This window comes from Sphingopyxis fribergensis, assembly GCF_000803645.1.
Classification (GTDB): domain Bacteria; phylum Pseudomonadota; class Alphaproteobacteria; order Sphingomonadales; family Sphingomonadaceae; genus Sphingopyxis; species Sphingopyxis fribergensis.
The window spans coordinates 1,983,510-1,999,491 of the sequence record NZ_CP009122.1; the positions used below are offsets into that span (position 1 = coordinate 1,983,510).

The 15,982-nt window shown below is 64.0% G+C and carries 18 protein-coding genes; 8 read left to right on the top strand and 10 right to left on the bottom strand.

The window, feature by feature from the left end:
- Positions 1 to 65 precede the first annotated feature (65 nt).
- Both mgtE and SKP52_RS09225 read left to right on the top strand, forming a co-directional pair.
- Complete coding sequence (mgtE, locus tag SKP52_RS09220) at positions 66 to 1,517, top strand: magnesium transporter (protein ID WP_187337290.1); 1,452 nt, start codon at positions 66 to 68, stop codon at positions 1,515 to 1,517.
- Positions 1,518 to 1,739: 222 nt separating this feature from the next.
- Positions 1,740 to 1,868: an entericidin A/B family lipoprotein gene (locus tag SKP52_RS09225; RefSeq protein ID WP_039574212.1), complete on the top strand. Its 129-nt coding sequence runs from the start codon at positions 1,740 to 1,742 to the stop codon at positions 1,866 to 1,868.
- A 21-nt stretch (positions 1,869 to 1,889) separates the two neighbouring features.
- Here the strand turns inward: SKP52_RS09225 and tatC are convergent, their stop codons facing one another.
- The 9 genes from tatC to SKP52_RS09270 all read right to left on the bottom strand — a co-directional run bounded on the left by tatC (position 1,890) and on the right by SKP52_RS09270 (position 9,124).
- A complete protein-coding gene (gene tatC / locus SKP52_RS09230; protein WP_039574213.1) occupies positions 1,890 to 2,699 on the bottom strand; it encodes a twin-arginine translocase subunit TatC in 810 nt (269 codons plus the stop codon).
- Positions 2,696 to 3,085, bottom strand: a complete 390-nt coding sequence (tatB, locus tag SKP52_RS09235; protein WP_039574218.1) for a Sec-independent protein translocase protein TatB — start codon at positions 3,083 to 3,085, stop codon at positions 2,696 to 2,698. The genes tatC and tatB overlap by 4 nt, the downstream gene beginning before the upstream one ends.
- Before the next feature lie 30 nt (positions 3,086 to 3,115).
- Positions 3,116 to 3,349, bottom strand: a complete 234-nt coding sequence (locus SKP52_RS09240; RefSeq protein ID WP_039574221.1) for a twin-arginine translocase TatA/TatE family subunit — start codon at positions 3,347 to 3,349, stop codon at positions 3,116 to 3,118.
- 24 nt (positions 3,350 to 3,373) lie between these two features.
- The gene (scpB, locus tag SKP52_RS09245; RefSeq protein WP_039574223.1) at positions 3,374 to 3,967 is read right to left on the bottom strand and encodes an SMC-Scp complex subunit ScpB; all 594 of its coding nucleotides are present in this window, start codon (positions 3,965 to 3,967) and stop codon (positions 3,374 to 3,376) included.
- On the bottom strand, positions 3,964 to 4,737 hold the full coding sequence (locus tag SKP52_RS09250) for a segregation and condensation protein A (protein ID WP_039574226.1): 774 nt from the start codon (positions 4,735 to 4,737) through the stop codon (positions 3,964 to 3,966). The genes scpB and SKP52_RS09250 overlap by 4 nt, the downstream gene beginning before the upstream one ends.
- 7 nt (positions 4,738 to 4,744) lie before the next feature.
- Positions 4,745 to 5,752, bottom strand: coding sequence for a beta-N-acetylhexosaminidase (gene nagZ, locus SKP52_RS09255; protein ID WP_039574229.1), 1,008 nt, complete (start codon positions 5,750 to 5,752; stop codon positions 4,745 to 4,747).
- A 107-nt stretch (positions 5,753 to 5,859) separates the two neighbouring features.
- Positions 5,860 to 6,594 carry an SPOR domain-containing protein gene (locus SKP52_RS09260; protein WP_039574232.1) on the bottom strand — a complete coding sequence of 245 codons (735 nt, stop codon included), beginning with the start codon at positions 6,592 to 6,594 and terminating at the stop codon, positions 5,860 to 5,862.
- Complete coding sequence (gene argS, locus SKP52_RS09265; RefSeq protein WP_039574234.1) at positions 6,594 to 8,321, bottom strand: arginine--tRNA ligase; 1,728 nt, start codon at positions 8,319 to 8,321, stop codon at positions 6,594 to 6,596. Before argS ends, SKP52_RS09260 begins: the two co-directional genes overlap by 1 nt.
- A 131-nt stretch (positions 8,322 to 8,452) precedes the next feature.
- Complete coding sequence (locus SKP52_RS09270) at positions 8,453 to 9,124, bottom strand: hypothetical protein (RefSeq protein WP_039580454.1); 672 nt, start codon at positions 9,122 to 9,124, stop codon at positions 8,453 to 8,455.
- A gap of 163 nt (positions 9,125 to 9,287) precedes the next feature.
- Between SKP52_RS09270 and ispH the strand changes: the two genes are divergently transcribed.
- From ispH to rnhA, 3 genes are read left to right on the top strand one after another with little or no spacing between them, the layout of a single operon-like run.
- The gene (gene ispH, locus SKP52_RS09275) at positions 9,288 to 10,268 is read left to right on the top strand and encodes a 4-hydroxy-3-methylbut-2-enyl diphosphate reductase (protein WP_228383879.1); all 981 of its coding nucleotides are present in this window, start codon (positions 9,288 to 9,290) and stop codon (positions 10,266 to 10,268) included.
- Positions 10,268 to 11,230 carry a homoserine kinase gene (gene thrB, locus SKP52_RS09280; RefSeq protein WP_039574237.1) on the top strand — a complete coding sequence of 321 codons (963 nt, stop codon included), beginning with the start codon at positions 10,268 to 10,270 and terminating at the stop codon, positions 11,228 to 11,230. The genes ispH and thrB overlap by 1 nt, the downstream gene beginning before the upstream one ends.
- Positions 11,227 to 11,685: a ribonuclease HI gene (gene rnhA / locus SKP52_RS09285; protein ID WP_039574240.1), complete on the top strand. Its 459-nt coding sequence runs from the start codon at positions 11,227 to 11,229 to the stop codon at positions 11,683 to 11,685. The genes thrB and rnhA overlap by 4 nt, the downstream gene beginning before the upstream one ends.
- 15 nt (positions 11,686 to 11,700) lie before the next feature.
- On the opposite strand, the gene SKP52_RS09290 is transcribed toward rnhA, so the two are convergent.
- Positions 11,701 to 12,831, bottom strand: coding sequence for an NAD(P)/FAD-dependent oxidoreductase (locus SKP52_RS09290; protein ID WP_039574242.1), 1,131 nt, complete (start codon positions 12,829 to 12,831; stop codon positions 11,701 to 11,703).
- A gap of 96 nt (positions 12,832 to 12,927) precedes the next feature.
- Between SKP52_RS09290 and SKP52_RS09295 the strand changes: the two genes are divergently transcribed.
- Genes SKP52_RS09295 through SKP52_RS09305 form a run of 3 tightly spaced genes read left to right on the top strand, consistent with a single transcriptional unit; the run spans position 12,928 to position 15,967 of the window.
- Positions 12,928 to 13,410, top strand: coding sequence for an A24 family peptidase (locus SKP52_RS09295; protein WP_039574244.1), 483 nt, complete (start codon positions 12,928 to 12,930; stop codon positions 13,408 to 13,410).
- Positions 13,411 to 13,464: 54 nt separating this feature from the next.
- Positions 13,465 to 14,499, top strand: a complete 1,035-nt coding sequence (cpaB, locus tag SKP52_RS09300) for a Flp pilus assembly protein CpaB (RefSeq protein WP_039574247.1) — start codon at positions 13,465 to 13,467, stop codon at positions 14,497 to 14,499.
- Between the two features lies 1 nt (position 14,500).
- Entirely contained in the window at positions 14,501 to 15,967 is a 1,467-nt protein-coding gene (locus tag SKP52_RS09305; RefSeq protein ID WP_039574249.1) for a type II and III secretion system protein family protein, read from the top strand.
- Positions 15,968 to 15,982: the final 15 nt, after the last annotated feature.

Sequence of the window (15,982 nt, forward strand, 5' to 3'; positions counted from 1 at the left end):
GCCATCGACGGACGGCAGCACTAGTGGAAGGCTCGTACGCCGCAGTAGTCAGGGAGCACCGCGCGATGGACAAACGCGAAGATTCCCTGCCGTCGGAAGATGTTGTCATCACCGACGACCGCGACCGCGAACAACCGGCCCGCGAAACCGACACCGAACTCGACGAGGACGACCGGCTGAAACCCGAATTCGTGCGCGACGTGATTGAGCTGGCCGAAGCCGGTGAAGGCGAAGCAGCGCGCGAGCGGATCGGCCGCCTCCACCCCGCCGACATCGCCGACCTGTTCGAACTCGCGCGTGCCGACGAGCGGCCGATGCTCGCCGCGGTGCTCGGGAACATGCTTTCCGCCGACGTGCTGGCGGAAATGAACGATTATGTTCGCGAGGAGCTGATCGACCTGCTCGCACCCGAGCAAGTGGCCGAACTCGCCGCCGAACTCGATACCGACGACGCTGTTGCGATCATCGAGGATATGGAGGCGGACGAGCAGCAGGCCGTTCTCCAGGCGATGGAACCCGAAGATCGCGCGGCGATCGAGGACGCCCTGTCCTTCCCCGAGGAATCCGCCGGGCGCCTGATGCAGCGCGACCTCGTCGCGGTGCCCGAGCATGTGACCGTCGGCGACGTGATCGACCGGTTGCGCGAAGATACCGACCTCACCAGCGATTTCTGGGAAATTTACGTCGTCGACCCGATGCACCGTCCGGTCGGCACCTGTCAGCTAAGCTGGATCCTTCGTACCCCGCGCGACATCGCGATCAGCGACGTGATGAAGCGCGAGCAGACGCTGATCCCGGTCGATATGGATCAGGAAGAGGTCGCGCTGCGCTTCCAGAAATACGCGCTGATCTCGGCGGCGGTTATCGACAGGAGCGGACGGCTCGTCGGCATGATCACGGTCGATGACGTCGTCCACATCATCCAGGAAGAAGCGGGCGAGGATATCCTCCGCCTGTCGGGCGCCGGCGACGGTGACATCAACGAACCGATCCGCGAAACTTACAGCGCGCGCGTGCGCTGGCTGATCGCCAATCTCGGTACGGCATTGCTCGCTTCATCGATCGTCGGTTTTTTCGGGGGCGCGATCGAACATATGGTCGCACTGGCGGCGCTAATGCCGATCGTCGCGGGCGTCGGCGGCAATGCAGGGACGCAGACGCTGGCGGTCACTGTGCGCGCGCTCGCGATGAACCAGCTCACCGATTCGAACAGCTGGCGCGCGATTTGGCGCGAAATGAAGATTGCGCTGCTCAACGGCGGCACGATCGCGCTGCTTGCAGGGACCGCAACCGCACTTTGGTTCGGCAGTCCGCAGCTCGGCGCAGTCATCGCCGCGGCTATGGTCGTGAATATCTTTGTGGCGGGCGTCGCCGGGGTCGCGATTCCCCTGCTCCTCGACCGGCTCGATCAGGATCCTGCGGTTGCGAGTTCGATTTTCGTTACAATGACGACCGATTCTATGGGTTTTCTCGCCTTCCTGGGCCTCGCGGTGATCAGCGGACTGACCACTCTTTGAAGACAAGCCCTTGAAATTCAAGCGATTCGAAAAACCTCGAAAAAAATTCATCATCGCGATTTTTTTTGGGAACTTATCGAACATTTCGGTCGTTTCCCATTCGAGCAGCGGTCATCGCCCCCCCGCAGCGCTGCTCAGCAACATTGGCCCGGCCCGCATTCCCTCCCCCCCCTCGAAGCGTGCCGGGCCATTTTGCGTCCAGTTTCTAAGAGGATCAGAAATATGACCAGTTTTCGAGTAATCGTCCTCGCCCTTCTGGCCAGCGTCGTCGTGACCGGCTGCAATACCGTCAAGGGAGCAGGCCGCGACATCGAATCGGTTGGTCAAGCTGGCAGCGATGCCATCGACTAATCGCGGCTGATACGAACTACCCTAAGCCTCTTCGAGAGGCTCGACAGGCGCCTCTTCGGCGCCTGTTTTGCGTCGGCGCTGGGTAAACCAGATTGCGAGCAACGACATTTCGTACAGGAACACCAGCGGCACGGCGAGCAACAGCTGGCTCAGGATGTCGGGCGGTGTGAACACCGCGGCGATCGCGAAGGCCGCCACGATCATATAACGCCGGGCCGAAACCAACTGCTCGCGCGTTACCAGTCCCGACCGTTCGATCAGCATCAGCAGGATCGGCAGCAGAAAGGCGATGCCGAACGCCATGATGAACTGCATCGTGAAACTGAGGTAGTTTCCGACTGAAGGCAGTGCTTCCTGCGTGATCCCACCGATATCGCCCTGATAGCCGAGCAGGAATTTGAGCGCGATCGGGATCGTGATGAAATAGGCAAAGCTGGCACCGATTGCGAACAGGATCGGCGTTGCGAGCAGGAACGGCAGCAGTGCGCGCTTTTCCTGCTTGAACAGCCCCGGCGCGACGAATTTCCACAACTGGTTCGCTATTACCGGAAAGGCGATCATCATCGCCGCGAACAGCGCCACCTTGATCTCGACAAAAAATGCCTCGAACAACTGCGTATATATGAGCTTGCCCTGCCCCGCCTTTACAAGCGGCTGAACCAAAACACCAAAGATCGGCTTGGCGTAATAAAGGCACACACCAAAGGCTGCACCGATCGCCAGCAGCGACTTCAGTAGACGCGAACGCAACTCGATCAGATGGTCGAGCAGCGGCATCTTGCCGCCAGCGCCATCCTCGTCGGAGGTTAGAAGCGGTGTTTCCTCGGTCATGGCAGCGGACCGTCCTTTGGAGGAATCGCATGCGTTTCAGGCGAGGTGGCGGCCGCGGCCTGGTCGACATCGGCTTCGGTCACCGGTTCGGCCGCTGTTGCGGGGGCTGTCGTCGTCGCGGGCGCCGACGATGCGTTCACATCGTCGATCCGCGGAAATTCACGCATGATCGCGTCATTCTGCTCGCGCCATTGCTTCTCGAGTTCTTCCAACTCGGCCTCGCGCATCATCGTGTCGAGCCCCGACCGGAAATGGCGCGCCATGCCGCGCGCCTTTGCCATCCATTTGCCGACAAAGCGCATCGCCTTGGGCAGGTCCTTGGGGCCAATAACCACCAAGGCCACCAACACCACGAGCAGCAACTCGGTGGGCGCAACGTCAAACATGCTTTAGCCCAATCCCGCAGACGGCCGAAATCAGCGGTTTTCGGTTTCCGCGGTGGGGGTCGGCGTCGCGCTCAGGTCGGGCGCGCGCTGGCCCTCGATATGCTTCGGCGCGGCGGGCGGCACATCATCTTCCGACATGCCCTTTTTGAAGCTCTTGATGCCCTTGGCGACATCGCCCATCATGTCCGAAAACCGGCCCTTGCCAAACAGCAGCAGGACAAGAATCCCGACCACGAGCCAATGCCAGATGCTGAAGCTACCCATTTATCGTCTCCTTGAAGCGCCCATCTAGGCCTCTTCGCCGTCTTTTACTAGGTCCAGTTCGCCGACCGCCTCCTCAAAAGCGAGGTCGACGGGGTCGAGCAGGCCGGCTGCGCGGAGATCGTCGATTCCCGGCAGGTCCTTGCGGCTGTTGAGGCCGAAATGTTGCAGGAAAGCGTCGGTCGTCTTGTAGATCAGCGGCCGTCCCGGCACCTCGCGTCGCCCCGCGGGTGCGACCCACTCGGCCTCCATCAGCACATCTAGCGTTCCCTTCGACGTCTGGACTCCGCGGATCGCTTCAATTTCCGCGCGACTCACCGGCTCATGATAGGCAATGATCGCAAGCACCTCGGCCGCCGCGCGCGACAGCTTGCGCGGATCGTCGCGCTCGCGGCGAAGCAGATGAGCCAGATCAGATGGGGTCTGGAAATGCCAATGCCCGCCGCGCTCGACAAGTTCGATCCCGCTGCCGTTATGGCGCGCCGCAATCCTGACGATGATCGACCGCACCTCACCCGGCGTCATTTCATCGCCCAGCCTGTTCGCGACCTGGCGCGCGTCGAGCGCTTCGTCGCTGGCGAACAGCATCGCCTCGATTGCGCGCTCCAGGTCGTCGATCATGCTTGTGCAGCCTTAAGATAAAGCGGTTCGAATGCGCCGTCTTGTTTCAGGTCGACCCGGCCCTGCCGCGCGAGTTCGAGCGCGGCGACAAAGCTCGACGCGATCGCCGAACGGCGCAGTGGCCCGTCATAGTCCGCCGGCAGGAAATCCGACAGCTCGGCCCAGTCTAGTTTCGCGCCGATCATCCGCTGCAGATGGTGAAGCGCCGCGTCGAGCGTAACCACCGGACGGCGGGAAACCATATGAACAACGGGTTCGGAGCGCAGCTTGACCTGCCCATAAGCCGAAAGAATATCGTAAAGACTGGCATCCCAGCGCCGCAGCTTGATGTCGCGCAGCCCTTCGGGCTTCGCACGCAGGAAGACATCGCGGCCGACGCGGTCGCGCGCGAGTAGCCGTGCCGCCGCCTCACGCATCGCCGCCAGTCGCTGCAGGCGTAGTTGCAACCGCAACGCGAGTTCATCGGGCGACGGATCCTCGAGCGGGTCCTTCGGGAGCAGAAGTGCCGATTTGAGATAGGCGAGCCATGCCGCCATGACGAGATAGTCGGCGGCGACCTCCAGCTTGAGTTCGCGCGCCTCGGCGATGAATGTCAGATATTGCTCGACCAGCGCCAGGATCGAAATCTGCTTGAGGTCGACCTTTTGACTACGCGCGAGCGTCAGCAAAAGGTCGAGCGGCCCTTCCCAGCTTTCGAACGTCAGCTGGAATGCGTCGTCGCGTTCAGGCGCTGCCGGCGCGATTTCAAAATCGAGCGGCAGGTCCTCCATCAGCGGATCAAGCGATCGCGAGCAGCGCGTCGCGCTGATCCACCAGGGTTGCGAAGGGCCGTTCGTCGCCGTCGCCCAAAATGCGGTCCATCGCACCTTCGAGCCGCGCGCGCGACACGGTGCTGATCGGATCGAGCGCATTGGCGATGCCGACCATATCGTCCATCTTTGCCCAGCAGTTGAGCGCGATGTCGCATCCCGCGGCGATCGCATCGGCCGCGCGCGAGGGCACGTCGCCCGACAAGGCCTTCATGTCGAGATCGTCGGTCATCAGCAGGCCGTGAAAACCGATGCGCTGCCGAATGATGCTGTCGATGACGATCGGCGAAAGCGTCGCGGGGCGGTCGGGATCCCATGCCTCGAAAATGACATGGCACGTCATCGCCATCGCCGCATCGCGCAGCGCGGCAAAGGGGGCAAGGTCGGTTTGTAGGTCGCGGTCGGACGCATCGACCGTCGGCAAGGCTTCATGCGTATCGACCAGCGCGCGGCCGTGGCCCGGGATATGCTTGACGATGCCGACGACGCCGCCCGACTGCAATCCGCCCAGGATCGCACGGCCCAGCGCGGCGACGCGCATCGGCTCACTGCCGAGCGCGCGGTCGCCGATCACATCGCTTGCTCCCGGCTGGCGCACGTCGAGCAGCGGCAGGCAATCGACGGTGATCCCGACCTCGGCCAGCATCACTGCGAGCGCCATCGCATTGAGCCGCGCCGCCTCGATCGCGCTGGCCGGCGCGCGATCGTAGAGCTCATCGAACGCCGCCCCGCTCGGGAAGTTCGGCCATTCGGGCGATCGCATCCGCGCGACGCGTCCACCCTCCTGATCGATCAGGATCGGTAGATTGGTCCGTCCGTCGAGGCTGCGCAACTCGTCCGTCAGCCGCCGCAATTGCTCGCGGTTTTCGATGTTGCGCCCGAAAAGAATATAGCCCGCGGGGTCGCTATCGCGAAAGAAGGCCCGCTCGTCGTCGGTGAGGGTCAGGCCCGACAGGCCGAAAATTGCCGGTATCATCGTGCGTCAAACTCCATCGATCACCGCCCCCTCAGACGGCAACCACAACAGGAGCATGCCATGACAGGGGTTTTGCACCAACAGAGTCTGCGGCCAAACGGGCCGAATCAGCGGACGACGACGCAATTTTCACCCGCGACGCGCAATTTTCCGCACAAATTCGTGGCGTTGGCCGTCGTTCCTGCCGAAACGCGCAAGCGATAGACGGTTCCACTGCCTACTTTCGCCGGCGAAACCGATTTGTTGAGTTCGGCCAGATAGGCAAAACGCTTCGACAGGCTGGTCCACGCCTTCGCCGCTGCCGCATCGCTGCTGAACGCGCCAAGCTGGATCATCGCCGATCCCGAACCCATCGGTGCCGCCTTCGTTTCTGCATCGGGCGTCTTGGCCGAAGTGGCCGCGGGTTTGGCTTTCGCCTTGTCCGCAGGAGCCGCCTTGGTAACCGCGGCCTCGCGATCCTGCGGTGTCACCGCGGGCTCCTCGGGCATGCGGCTCGGATCGACCTTGCCGGCGGGTTCGGCGCCTTCACTGGCCGAGAAGCTGGCATCGCCCTCGCCCTCGAACGCCTTGGCTCCGTCGTTCTTGGGCGCGACCTTAAAGTCGCCCTGCTGCGCGGCGATCAGTTCGCCGTTGCCGCGCGCGCCGCCATTCTGGATCCACCACAGGCCGCCCAGTACCGCACCGATCAGCAGCAAGCCGCCGAGCACCATGACGAGCAGGCGCGCGGGCGACACTTCGCCATCTTCCTCGAACCCATCGGCGGCTTCGAGCCAGGGCAAACGATCCTCGTCTTCGAGACCGAGACCCGCATCCCCCTGCTCTGCATTCCTGTCGCCCGCCATCAAACCATCTCCTCGAGCGCCTCAACCCCCATAAGGGACAGCCCGTTGCGGATGACTTGCCCGATTCCGTCAGCCAAATAAAGCCGCGTCGCGGTCAATTCGGGATCATTGTCGAGAACGATACGAAGCCCCGGATCATCATTGCCCAGATTATACCAGGCATGGAACGCCGCGGCGACGTCGGCGAGATAGAAGGCGATCCGGTGCGGTTCGCGCGCCGAGGCGGCCGCCTCGACGATCCGCGGGAATTGCGCGAGCAATTTCACGAGGCCCAGTTCATGCGCGTTGAGACGCGCCGGAGCGGGCGCTGGCAGCGTGATCCCGGCGTCAGCGGCCTTTTTGCGCAGCCGCGAAATGCGCGCGTTGGCATATTGCAGATACCAGACGGGGTTGTCGCGCGACGCCTCGATCACCTTGGCGAAGTCGAAATCCATCTGCGCGTCGGCCTTACGCGTCAGCATCGTGAAGCGCACCGCGTCCTTGCCGACTTCGTCAACGACATCGGCGAGCGTCACGAAATTTCCCGCGCGCTTCGACATTTTGAACGGCTCGCCATTCTTGAGCAACCGCACCATCTGCACCAGTTTGACGTCGAAACGCGTCTTGCCGCCCGTTAGTGCGGCAACCGCGGCCTTGATCCGCTTGACCGTCCCGGCATGGTCGGCGCCCCAGATGTCGATCAATTCGTCGGCATTCTGGCTTTTCTGGAAATGATAGGCGAGGTCGGCGCCGAAATAGGTCCAGCTGCCGTCCGACTTCTTGATCGGGCGGTCCTGATCGTCGCCGAACTGCGTCGAGCGGAACAGCGGCAGTTCGACGGGTTCCCAATCCTCGGGCGTCTCACCCTTCGGCGCTTCGAGCTGGCCGTCGTAGACCAGATCGTGATCGCGCAGCCATTGCTCGGCGGCGGCGGGTTTGCCCTCGGCCTGTAATTCGGCTTCCGACGAGAAGAGGTCGTGGTGGATACCCAGCTTGGCGAGGTCGGCGCGGATCATGTCCATCATCGCGCTGACCGCCTCGGCGCGGAACAGGCCGAGCCACGCGCTTTCGGGCGCGCCGACGAAGCGGTCGCCATATTCGACCGCAAGCTTGTCTCCCACCGGCATCAGATAGTCGCCCGGATATAGGCCTTCGGGGATTGCGCCGATATCTTCGCCGAGCGCTTCGCGGTAACGCATATGCACCGAGCGCGCGAGCACGTCGACTTGTCCGCCCGCGTCGTTGACATAATATTCGCGGATCACGTCGTGGCCTGCAAATTCGAGCAGCGCAGCAAGCGCATCGCCAACGACCGCGCCGCGGCAATGGCCGACGTGCATCGGTCCGGTGGGATTGGCCGAGACATATTCGACATTGACGCGCCGTCCCTGCCCCATCGTCGAGCGGCCATAATCGCCGCCCTCGCTAAAGATCAGCGCAAGTTCGTCGCGCCAGCTGTCATCGGCAAGGCGCAGGTTGATGAAGCCGGGGCCGGCTACATTCGCCTCCGTCACCTCATCGAGCGCGCCGAGTTCGGCGACGAGCAGGTCGGCGAGCGCGCGCGGGTTCATGCCCGCGGGCTTCGCGAGCACCATCGCGGCGTTGGTCGCGACATCGCCATGCGCGGGATCGCGCGGCGGCTCGACGCTGATTGCGCTCCGGTCGAGACCAGCAGGCAAGGCATCGCGGGCGACCAGCGCATCGAGCGCAGCGTCGATATGGTCGGAAAAGCGGCTGAACAGGGTCACGGGCTGGGCCTATCTTCGGTCAGAAAAGTCTTGCGCGCCCTATCTTAGCTGGGCGGGCGCGAAAAGCCCCGCGTCACCGATCGGTGCGCGGGGCGAAACGAGGCGAGCGGCGCAGAAGCGCCGCCGCGGGCTTATCGTCGGACGTTATATTCGAGCTGGTCCTGCGTCAGTTGGAAGCCGATGAGCAGTTCGAAGCTGGAGCGCTGCACCGCGGCGCGCACTTCGGGAAGGCTGAGCGGATCGACCGCCGCGTCCTGGTCGCCCGCCTTGCGCTTGCGCGTGATGCGTTCCTGAATGTCAGCGGGCAACGTCGCGGCGGCGCGGTCGACATAGGCCGACGCCTGCGCCCGGCCCGTGCCGCGTACCTGGCCTTCGGCAAAAGTCACGGCGACATTGCCAAGCCGTTTTGCAACGACCGCGGTCCCGCCCTGCAAGACGGTGGCGTAATAGGGCAAGGTCACGGTGCGCGCGGGGCCCGCATCGCGGCGGGTCGCGACGACGTCGAAGCTGGCAAGCTGATAGACCTTCTCGGCGGCGTCATTACAAACCGGCACCACATTGGTGATCGCCGCGACCACGTCGACGGCGCGCGCGTCGCGGCTCGTCGCGGGGTCGAACAGCGTGACGTCGCCGGTGTGCAGCGGCACCGCCACCGCGGGACAGGTGCTGCGCGTCGCGGTGATGCCGACGCCGCCGGCGATGTCGATTTCATTGTCCTTTGCGCAGCCCGCAACCGTCGCCATGGCTGCCGTGCCGCACAGCACGGTCAGGAACTTACGCGACGGAAACGAAATGGGCATCATGATAATCGGGCTTTCCAAACAGGTACGATGACAGGCGTCGGGACGGTTGATCCCGCGTCATGCGCGCCGCTTCTTATCGGTGCGATGAACGCGGCGCAACAAAGAGAACGAAAGATGAAGCGGCTTTACCCCATATGGCTTGCTGCGCTAGAGCGCGCGCATCATGAATGCTCCCCATCCGATGACGCACCCTGGCAGCAGCGAAGCGGCAGAACTCAAGGTTTTGATCGCGGCGCCGCGCGGGTTCTGCGCCGGCGTCGATCGTGCGATCCGCATCGTCGAACTGGCGCTGCTGAAATATGGCGCGCCAGTCTATGTCCGGCATGAAATTGTCCACAACCGCTATGTCGTCGACTCCCTGAAGGCAAAGGGCGCGATTTTCGTCGAATCGCTCGATCAGGTTCCCGACGGTGTGCCCGTGGTATTCAGCGCGCATGGCGTGCCCAAAGCGGTGCCGGCGAAGGCCGAAATGCGTGGGCTCGACTATATCGACGCGACGTGCCCGCTGGTGTCGAAAGTGCACCGCCAGGCCGAGCGCGTATATGATGCGGGGCGGCATATCATCTTCGTTGGCCACGCCGGCCACCCCGAAGTCGTCGGGACGCTGGGTCAGCTTCCCGAAGGCGCGATGACATTGGTCGAATCGGTCGACGATGTGTCGGCCATGGCGCCCGCCGATCCCGAAATGCTGTCCTACCTGACGCAGACGACGCTGTCGGTCGATGATACACGCGATATCATCGCCGCGCTCCAGCACCGCTTTCCCGCGATCACCGGCCCGCGCGGCGAGGATATTTGTTACGCGACGTCGAACCGTCAGGATGCAGTGAAGGCGATTGCCGGGCAGTGCGATCGCATGATCGTGATCGGCGCGCCGAACAGTTCGAACAGCCTGCGCCTTGTCGAAGTCGCCGAGCGGCTGGGCACCCCCGCGCATCTCGTTCAGCGCGGCACCGACATCGATCCAGCCTGGCTGACAAACATCGGCACGCTGGGCATCACCGCGGGTGCCAGCGCGCCCGAGACGCTGGTCCGCGAAGTGATCGACGCCGTCGCCTCGGTCCGCCCCATCACCGAGGACGTGGTCGTCACCGCCGAAGAGAATATGATCTTCAAACTGCCGCGCGGGCTCGAACCCGCCTGATGGCCGTCTATACCCACGTCGAACCCGACGATCTTGCCGCCCTTGTCGCCAAGTACGACATTGGGACCGTTGTGTCGTGCAAGGGGATTGCCGAGGGCGTCGAGAACAGCAACTTCCTGCTGGAAACGACCGGCGGTCGCTTCATTCTGACGCTCTACGAAAAACGTGTCAGCGAAGGCGACCTGCCCTTCTTTGTCGATCTGCTGAACCATCTCGCCAGCCAGAGCTGCCCGGTCCCGGCGATGATCCGCGATCGGTCGGGCGTCGCGATCCAGCAGATTTCGGGCCGCGCGGCGTGCGTGATCCAGTTCCTGCCCGGCATCTCGCTGACCCAGCCGACACCCGCTCAATGCGAAGCCGCCGGCGCCGCGCTGGGTACCATGCACCGTGCGCTCGAAGCCTATGCGGGTGCGCGCGCGAACAGCATGGGTCATGATCACTGGCGCGGCGTTGCGGAGGCGACCGGCGACCTCGACGTGGTGTTGCCGGGGCTTCAATCGATCGTCGACGACGAACTGGCGTATCTCGACACGCATTGGCCCACCGATTTGCCCGCGCATGTCATCCACGCCGACCTCTTCCCCGACAATGTCCTGATGCTCGGCGACCGGGTCACCGGCCTCATCGACTTCTATTTCGCCGCGAGCGATTTCCGCGCCTATGACCTCGTGATTACGCACGCATCCTGGGCCTTTTCAGCCGACGGCAAGCATTGCGATCCCGCACGCGCCGGGGCTTTGATGCGCGGATATGCGCGCGAAATCACGCTGTCGGACGCCGAAGTCGCCGCACTGCCGCTGCTCGCGCGCGGCGCATCACTGCGCTTCCTGCTCACCCGCGCCCACGACTGGGTGCATACCCCCGCCGACGCGCTCGTCACGCGCAAGGACCCGTCGCCCTTTCTTGCCCGCCTGCAACGCTATAGCGCCGCCGACGCGGCCAGTCTGTTCGCCGCCCGATGAGCGAAAGCACCGGTAAGACCGTGATCGTCGCCACCGACGGCGCGTGCAAGGGCAATCCCGGCCCCGGCGGCTGGGGTGCCGTGCTACGCTGGGGCGACGTTGTAAAGAAACTGTCGGGCGGCGAACCCGACACGACGAACAACCGCATGGAATTAATGGCCGCGATCGAGGCGCTCGCCGCGCTTAAGCGCAGTTGCAACGTCGAACTGTCGACCGACAGCGTCTATGTTCGCGACGGGATCACCAAGTGGGTTTTCGGCTGGCAAAAGAACGGTTGGAAAACCGCGGCGAAAAAGCCGGTCGCGAACGCCGACCTGTGGCAGCGCCTGGTCAAGGAAAACGCGCGGCACAGGGTCGAGTGGATCTGGGTCAAGGGCCATGCAGGCCACGGCGACAATGAACTCGCCGACCAACTGGCCAGCGATGCCGCACTGGAAATCGCTCGGGCGCGCTGAACGCGCGCATTTGCGTCAGGCGAAGCGCGCGGGCGCGTATAGCGCCGCATCGACGCGCCCCATCATCCCCGCGGGTTCGGGCGCGCCGAGTTGCGCCGCGAGCAGTCTGGCGATCGCTGGCGCAGTCTGAATCCCGAAACCACCCTGCCCCGCGCACCAGATGAAGGCGGGCTCGTGCGGGTCGGCGCCAAAAACCGGCATGCGGTCGGGGGCGAAGCTGCGCAGTCCCGCCCATTTGCGCTCGACCGCCACGACCGGCCAGTCGACGACCGACTGTAAGCGGTCGATCGCAAGCGCGACATCCATTTCCTCCGGCGCCGCGTCATGCGGCACGGCCGGGGTCTCGTCATGCGGCGTCAGCCAGATGCGCCCCTCGCTCTGCCCTTTGAAGTAAAATTCGCCGCCGACGTGGACGACCAACGGCAGGTCCGCGGGAACCGGAACGCCCAGCCGGACTTGCATCACCGTGCGGCGATACGGCTGGATGCCGACCGGCTTGATCCCACATGCGCCCGCGACCTCGTCCGCCCATGCTCCGGCGGCGTTGACGATCAATGCGGCGCGGACCCGTCCGTCGCTCAGTTCGACATCCCAACCCTCGCCGACGCGCCGCGCCCGCCGCAACGGCGCACGCGTGATCAGTGTCGCACCTTCGCGTTTTGCGGCGCGAAGATAGGCCGCATGCAAGCCGCCGACGTCAATGTCGCGGCACGCCGCTTCATAGGCGGCCTCCCGCCATTCATCCCGAAGGCCCGGAACCATATCGGCGACCGGCGCGCCCGACATCCGGTCGATATCGACGCCCCGCGCCGCAAATTCGGCGGTAAAGGCGTCGACCGCCGCCGCCTCGGATCGTTGCCCCAGCGTCAATGCGCCGCGCGGCGACAAGAAGCCGTGATCGGAAAATCCGGGGGACGGGCTGTTCAACGTCTCCAGCGATGCGCGTGTCAGGGGCTGAACCCCTACCCCGCCATAGCTTTCGTGCCAGAAGGCGGCCGATCGACCGGTCGCGTGATAACCCGGTGCATCCTCGCCCTCGATCAGCATGACGCGACGCCACGGCGCGAGGGCAGCCGCCAGGCTTGCCCCGGCGATCCCCGCGCCGACAATCAGCACGTCGGTGGCAGAAGGCGGCGCGGCGGTCATGCACCGCCGCATATCGGTTGGCCCACGGAATGCAAGCCGGGCGTTCGGCGCAGCATGGTTACGCTTTAGTAAGCCATGTTGCGTAGAAGAAAACCGATGGAAGGCAGCATGATCTCGCTTGGCTTGATGGCCGTTCTCGGCCTGATGATGATTGCCGCGGCAATCAGCGACCTGAGGTCGCGCACCATTTCCAACGAGCTCAACGCCGCGATCGCGCTGCTCGCTATTCCTTTCTGGATCGCGACGGGCCTCGCGCTCTGGCCCGACGTTCCGGTCCAGTTCGGCGCCGCGTTCGGCGTCTTCCTGATCTTTGCCGGGCTGTTCGCAGTCGGCGGGATGGGCGGCGGCGATGTCAAAATGATTGGTGCGGTGATGCTCTGGATCCCCGTACCGCTGTTTCTACCCATGCTCACGGTCATGGCCATTGCCGGCGGCATCCTGTCGGCCGTGATGCTTATCCATATGAAATTGCGTCCGTCGGACAAACCGGTCGAGGTTCCCTATGGCGTTGCCATCGCCGCAGCGGGCCTTTGGGCGCTTCACCAACAATATCTTAACCAGTTTCAGGTTATCGGATGACCTGAGGGAAAAGCACGACCGTCTCTGGTGGGTGCAGGAGGGCGACAAATCGTCATGGATACGCGAAAGATTATGCTGATCGTCGGCGCGCTGGTGATTGCCATCGCCGCAGCGTTCGGGGTCAACCAGATGATGCGCGGCGCTGCCGCTCCGCAAGCACGCGCCGCCGCGGCACCGGATATCACCGGTCCGACGATCCTTGTGGCAACGCGGCAGCTGCCCGTCGGCACGATTATCGGTCCGGACAGCTTCCGCTTTCAGCCCTGGCCGAAGGAACTGGTCGAGAAGGCCTATTTCCTGAAGGACAAAACCGACGTGAACACGTTGGTCGGCACCGTCGTGCGCTATCCGATCACCGCAGGCCAGCCGTTGACGCAAGGCGCGCTGGTCCATCCCGACGATCGCGGCTTCCTCGCTGCGGCGCTTGGCCCGGGCATGCGTGCCATCACGGTCAAGGTGTCGCAGGAACAGGGCGTCGCCGGTTTCGTCTTTCCGGGCGACCGCGTCGATGTGGTGCTGACCCAGACCATTTCGGTCGAAGAAGGCAGCAGCTTTCCCGACAAACAGATCGTCACGGCTGAAACGATTATCCGCAACGTCCGCATTTTGGCGACCGACCAGCGCTATGATGCCGAGGATGAAACCGGCAAGACCCCGGTTCGCACCTTCGGCTCGGTGACGCTCGAAACCACGCCGGAAATCGCCGAGAAGATCGCTGTCGCGCAGGACATGGGCAAGTTGTCGCTCGCCCTGCGTCCGCTGGCCGAAAGCGCTGGCGAACTTGATGCGGCGATCGCATCGGGCGACGTCAATGTTCCGGCCAAGGGCGGCTCCGCGGCAGAAAAGCGGATGCTGGCCGAAGTCGCTGCGCGTCCTGTCGCCAGCCGCTCTTCGGTGACCACGGGCGGCGACGTGTCGCGCTTCTGGATCCCGGTGCGCGGCCGCGTGTCGGCCCCGCCGCGGGCAGCGCAAAGTTCGATGGGTGGCGGCGGCTCCACGCCGTCTGTGGGGGGAGGCTCCGTCTCCGGTCCGATCGTGCGCGTGACCCGCGGCGACAAGATGACCGAAGTTCCGGTTGGGGGTAAGTAAGATGAACAGCACAGCCAAATTCAAGGCGGCGGCCTTGGCCCGCACCCTGGCCATCGGCCTCGTGGCGGCCACGCTGATCGCGGCGCCTACGCAGCCCGCTGTTGCCCAGGCCGTTCAGAACGCCAGCAGCAGCATCGAGCTTTCGGTGGGCCGCGGCCGCCTGATCAGCCTTCCCAGCTCGATGTCCGACGTCTTCGTTGCCGACGACGCCGTCGCCGACGTCCAGGTGCGGTCGAACCGCCAGCTCTATATCTTTGGCAAAAAGCCGGGTGAAACCAGCATCTACGCCACCGATGCCAGCGGCCGGGTGGTCTTTTCGACCGTCGCCCGCGTCGGCAACAATATCGAGACGATCGACCAGATGCTGTCGCTGGCGATGCCCGAAGCGAGCATTTCGGCCAACCCGATGAACGGCTTTGTGCTGCTTACCGGGACGGTCCAGTCGCCCGACGATGCGGCCGAAGCCGAACGGCTGGTGCAGGCGTTCGTCGGCGAGCAGACGAAGGTCTTGTCGCGGCTGCGCACGGCGACGCCGCTGCAGGTCAATCTGCAGGTCCGCATTGCCGAAGTGAACCGTTCGCTGGTCAAGGAAATCAGCGGCAACCTGCTGACGCAGGATCGCACGGGCGGCTTCCTGAGCGGGATATTCCGCGGTCGCCAGGCGGGGACGATTACCACCAATCCGGACGGCAGCACTTCTTATACTTTCAATACGATTCCGGGAACGAACACCCTCGCCGGTGCGGGCCGCCTGTTTGGTCTGGACCTGATCGCCTCGCTCGACGTGGGCGAACGGTCGGGCATGGTCGCTACGCTGGCCCAGCCCAACCTGACCGCCATTTCGGGTGAGACCGCCGACTTCCTGGCGGGCGGTGAATTCCCGGTCCCGATCCCGGGCAACTTCGCCGGGACGACGATCGAGTACCGCAAATATGGCGTCAGCCTCTCCTATACGCCGACAGTCCTGTCGAATGGCCGGATCAGCCTGCGCGTTCGGCCCGAAGTATCGGAACTGTCGACCGAAGGCGCGATCGAACTGCAGGGCTTCCAGGTTCCCGCGCTGACGGTCCGCCGCGCCGAAACGACCGTCGAACTCGGTTCGGGCGAAAGCTTCATGATCGCCGGCCTGATGAACAATCGTTCGATCGGCGCGATCGACAAGATCCCGGGTCTCGGCGACGTGCCCGTGCTCGGTATGTTGTTCAAATCGGACAGCTTCCGTCGCGGCGAAACCGAACTGGTCATTGTCGTGACCCCCTATCTGGTTCAGCCGGTGTCGGCGAACGAGATCAAGCTCCCGACCGACGGCTATCAGGACGCGAACGATTTGCAGCGTTTGTTGCTCAACCAGACGAGCAATGGCGTAACCGGCGGCGACCGCCCCAAACCGCGGCTCGACACCAATGTCGGCGACGCCGACCGCCCGCGGAGCAGCGGCGACGCGTCGCCCGGCTTCAGCATCAAGTGACGCGCTGGATTTCAG

Coding starts and splice junctions, on each gene's coding strand:
- mgtE (WP_187337290.1), top strand. CDS start 66: ATGGACAAACGCGAAGATTCCCTGCCGTCGGAAGATGTTGTCATCACC.
- SKP52_RS09225 (WP_039574212.1), top strand. CDS start 1,740: ATGACCAGTTTTCGAGTAATCGTCCTCGCCCTTCTGGCCAGCGTCGTC.
- tatC (WP_039574213.1), bottom strand. CDS start 2,699: ATGACCGAGGAAACACCGCTTCTAACCTCCGACGAGGATGGCGCTGGC.
- tatB (WP_039574218.1), bottom strand. CDS start 3,085: ATGTTTGACGTTGCGCCCACCGAGTTGCTGCTCGTGGTGTTGGTGGCC.
- SKP52_RS09240 (WP_039574221.1), bottom strand. CDS start 3,349: ATGGGTAGCTTCAGCATCTGGCATTGGCTCGTGGTCGGGATTCTTGTC.
- scpB (WP_039574223.1), bottom strand. CDS start 3,967: ATGATCGACGACCTGGAGCGCGCAATCGAGGCGATGCTGTTCGCCAGC.
- SKP52_RS09250 (WP_039574226.1), bottom strand. CDS start 4,737: ATGGAGGACCTGCCGCTCGATTTTGAAATCGCGCCGGCAGCGCCTGAA.
- nagZ (WP_039574229.1), bottom strand. CDS start 5,752: ATGATACCGGCAATTTTCGGCCTGTCGGGCCTGACCCTCACCGACGAC.
- SKP52_RS09260 (WP_039574232.1), bottom strand. CDS start 6,594: ATGGCGGGCGACAGGAATGCAGAGCAGGGGGATGCGGGTCTCGGTCTC.
- SKP52_RS09270 (WP_039580454.1), bottom strand. CDS start 9,124: ATGATGCCCATTTCGTTTCCGTCGCGTAAGTTCCTGACCGTGCTGTGC.
- ispH (WP_228383879.1), top strand. CDS start 9,288: ATGAATGCTCCCCATCCGATGACGCACCCTGGCAGCAGCGAAGCGGCA.
- thrB (WP_039574237.1), top strand. CDS start 10,268: ATGGCCGTCTATACCCACGTCGAACCCGACGATCTTGCCGCCCTTGTC.
- rnhA (WP_039574240.1), top strand. CDS start 11,227: ATGAGCGAAAGCACCGGTAAGACCGTGATCGTCGCCACCGACGGCGCG.
- SKP52_RS09290 (WP_039574242.1), bottom strand. CDS start 12,831: ATGACCGCCGCGCCGCCTTCTGCCACCGACGTGCTGATTGTCGGCGCG.
- SKP52_RS09295 (WP_039574244.1), top strand. CDS start 12,928: ATGGAAGGCAGCATGATCTCGCTTGGCTTGATGGCCGTTCTCGGCCTG.
- cpaB (WP_039574247.1), top strand. CDS start 13,465: ATGGATACGCGAAAGATTATGCTGATCGTCGGCGCGCTGGTGATTGCC.
- SKP52_RS09305 (WP_039574249.1), top strand. CDS start 14,501: ATGAACAGCACAGCCAAATTCAAGGCGGCGGCCTTGGCCCGCACCCTG.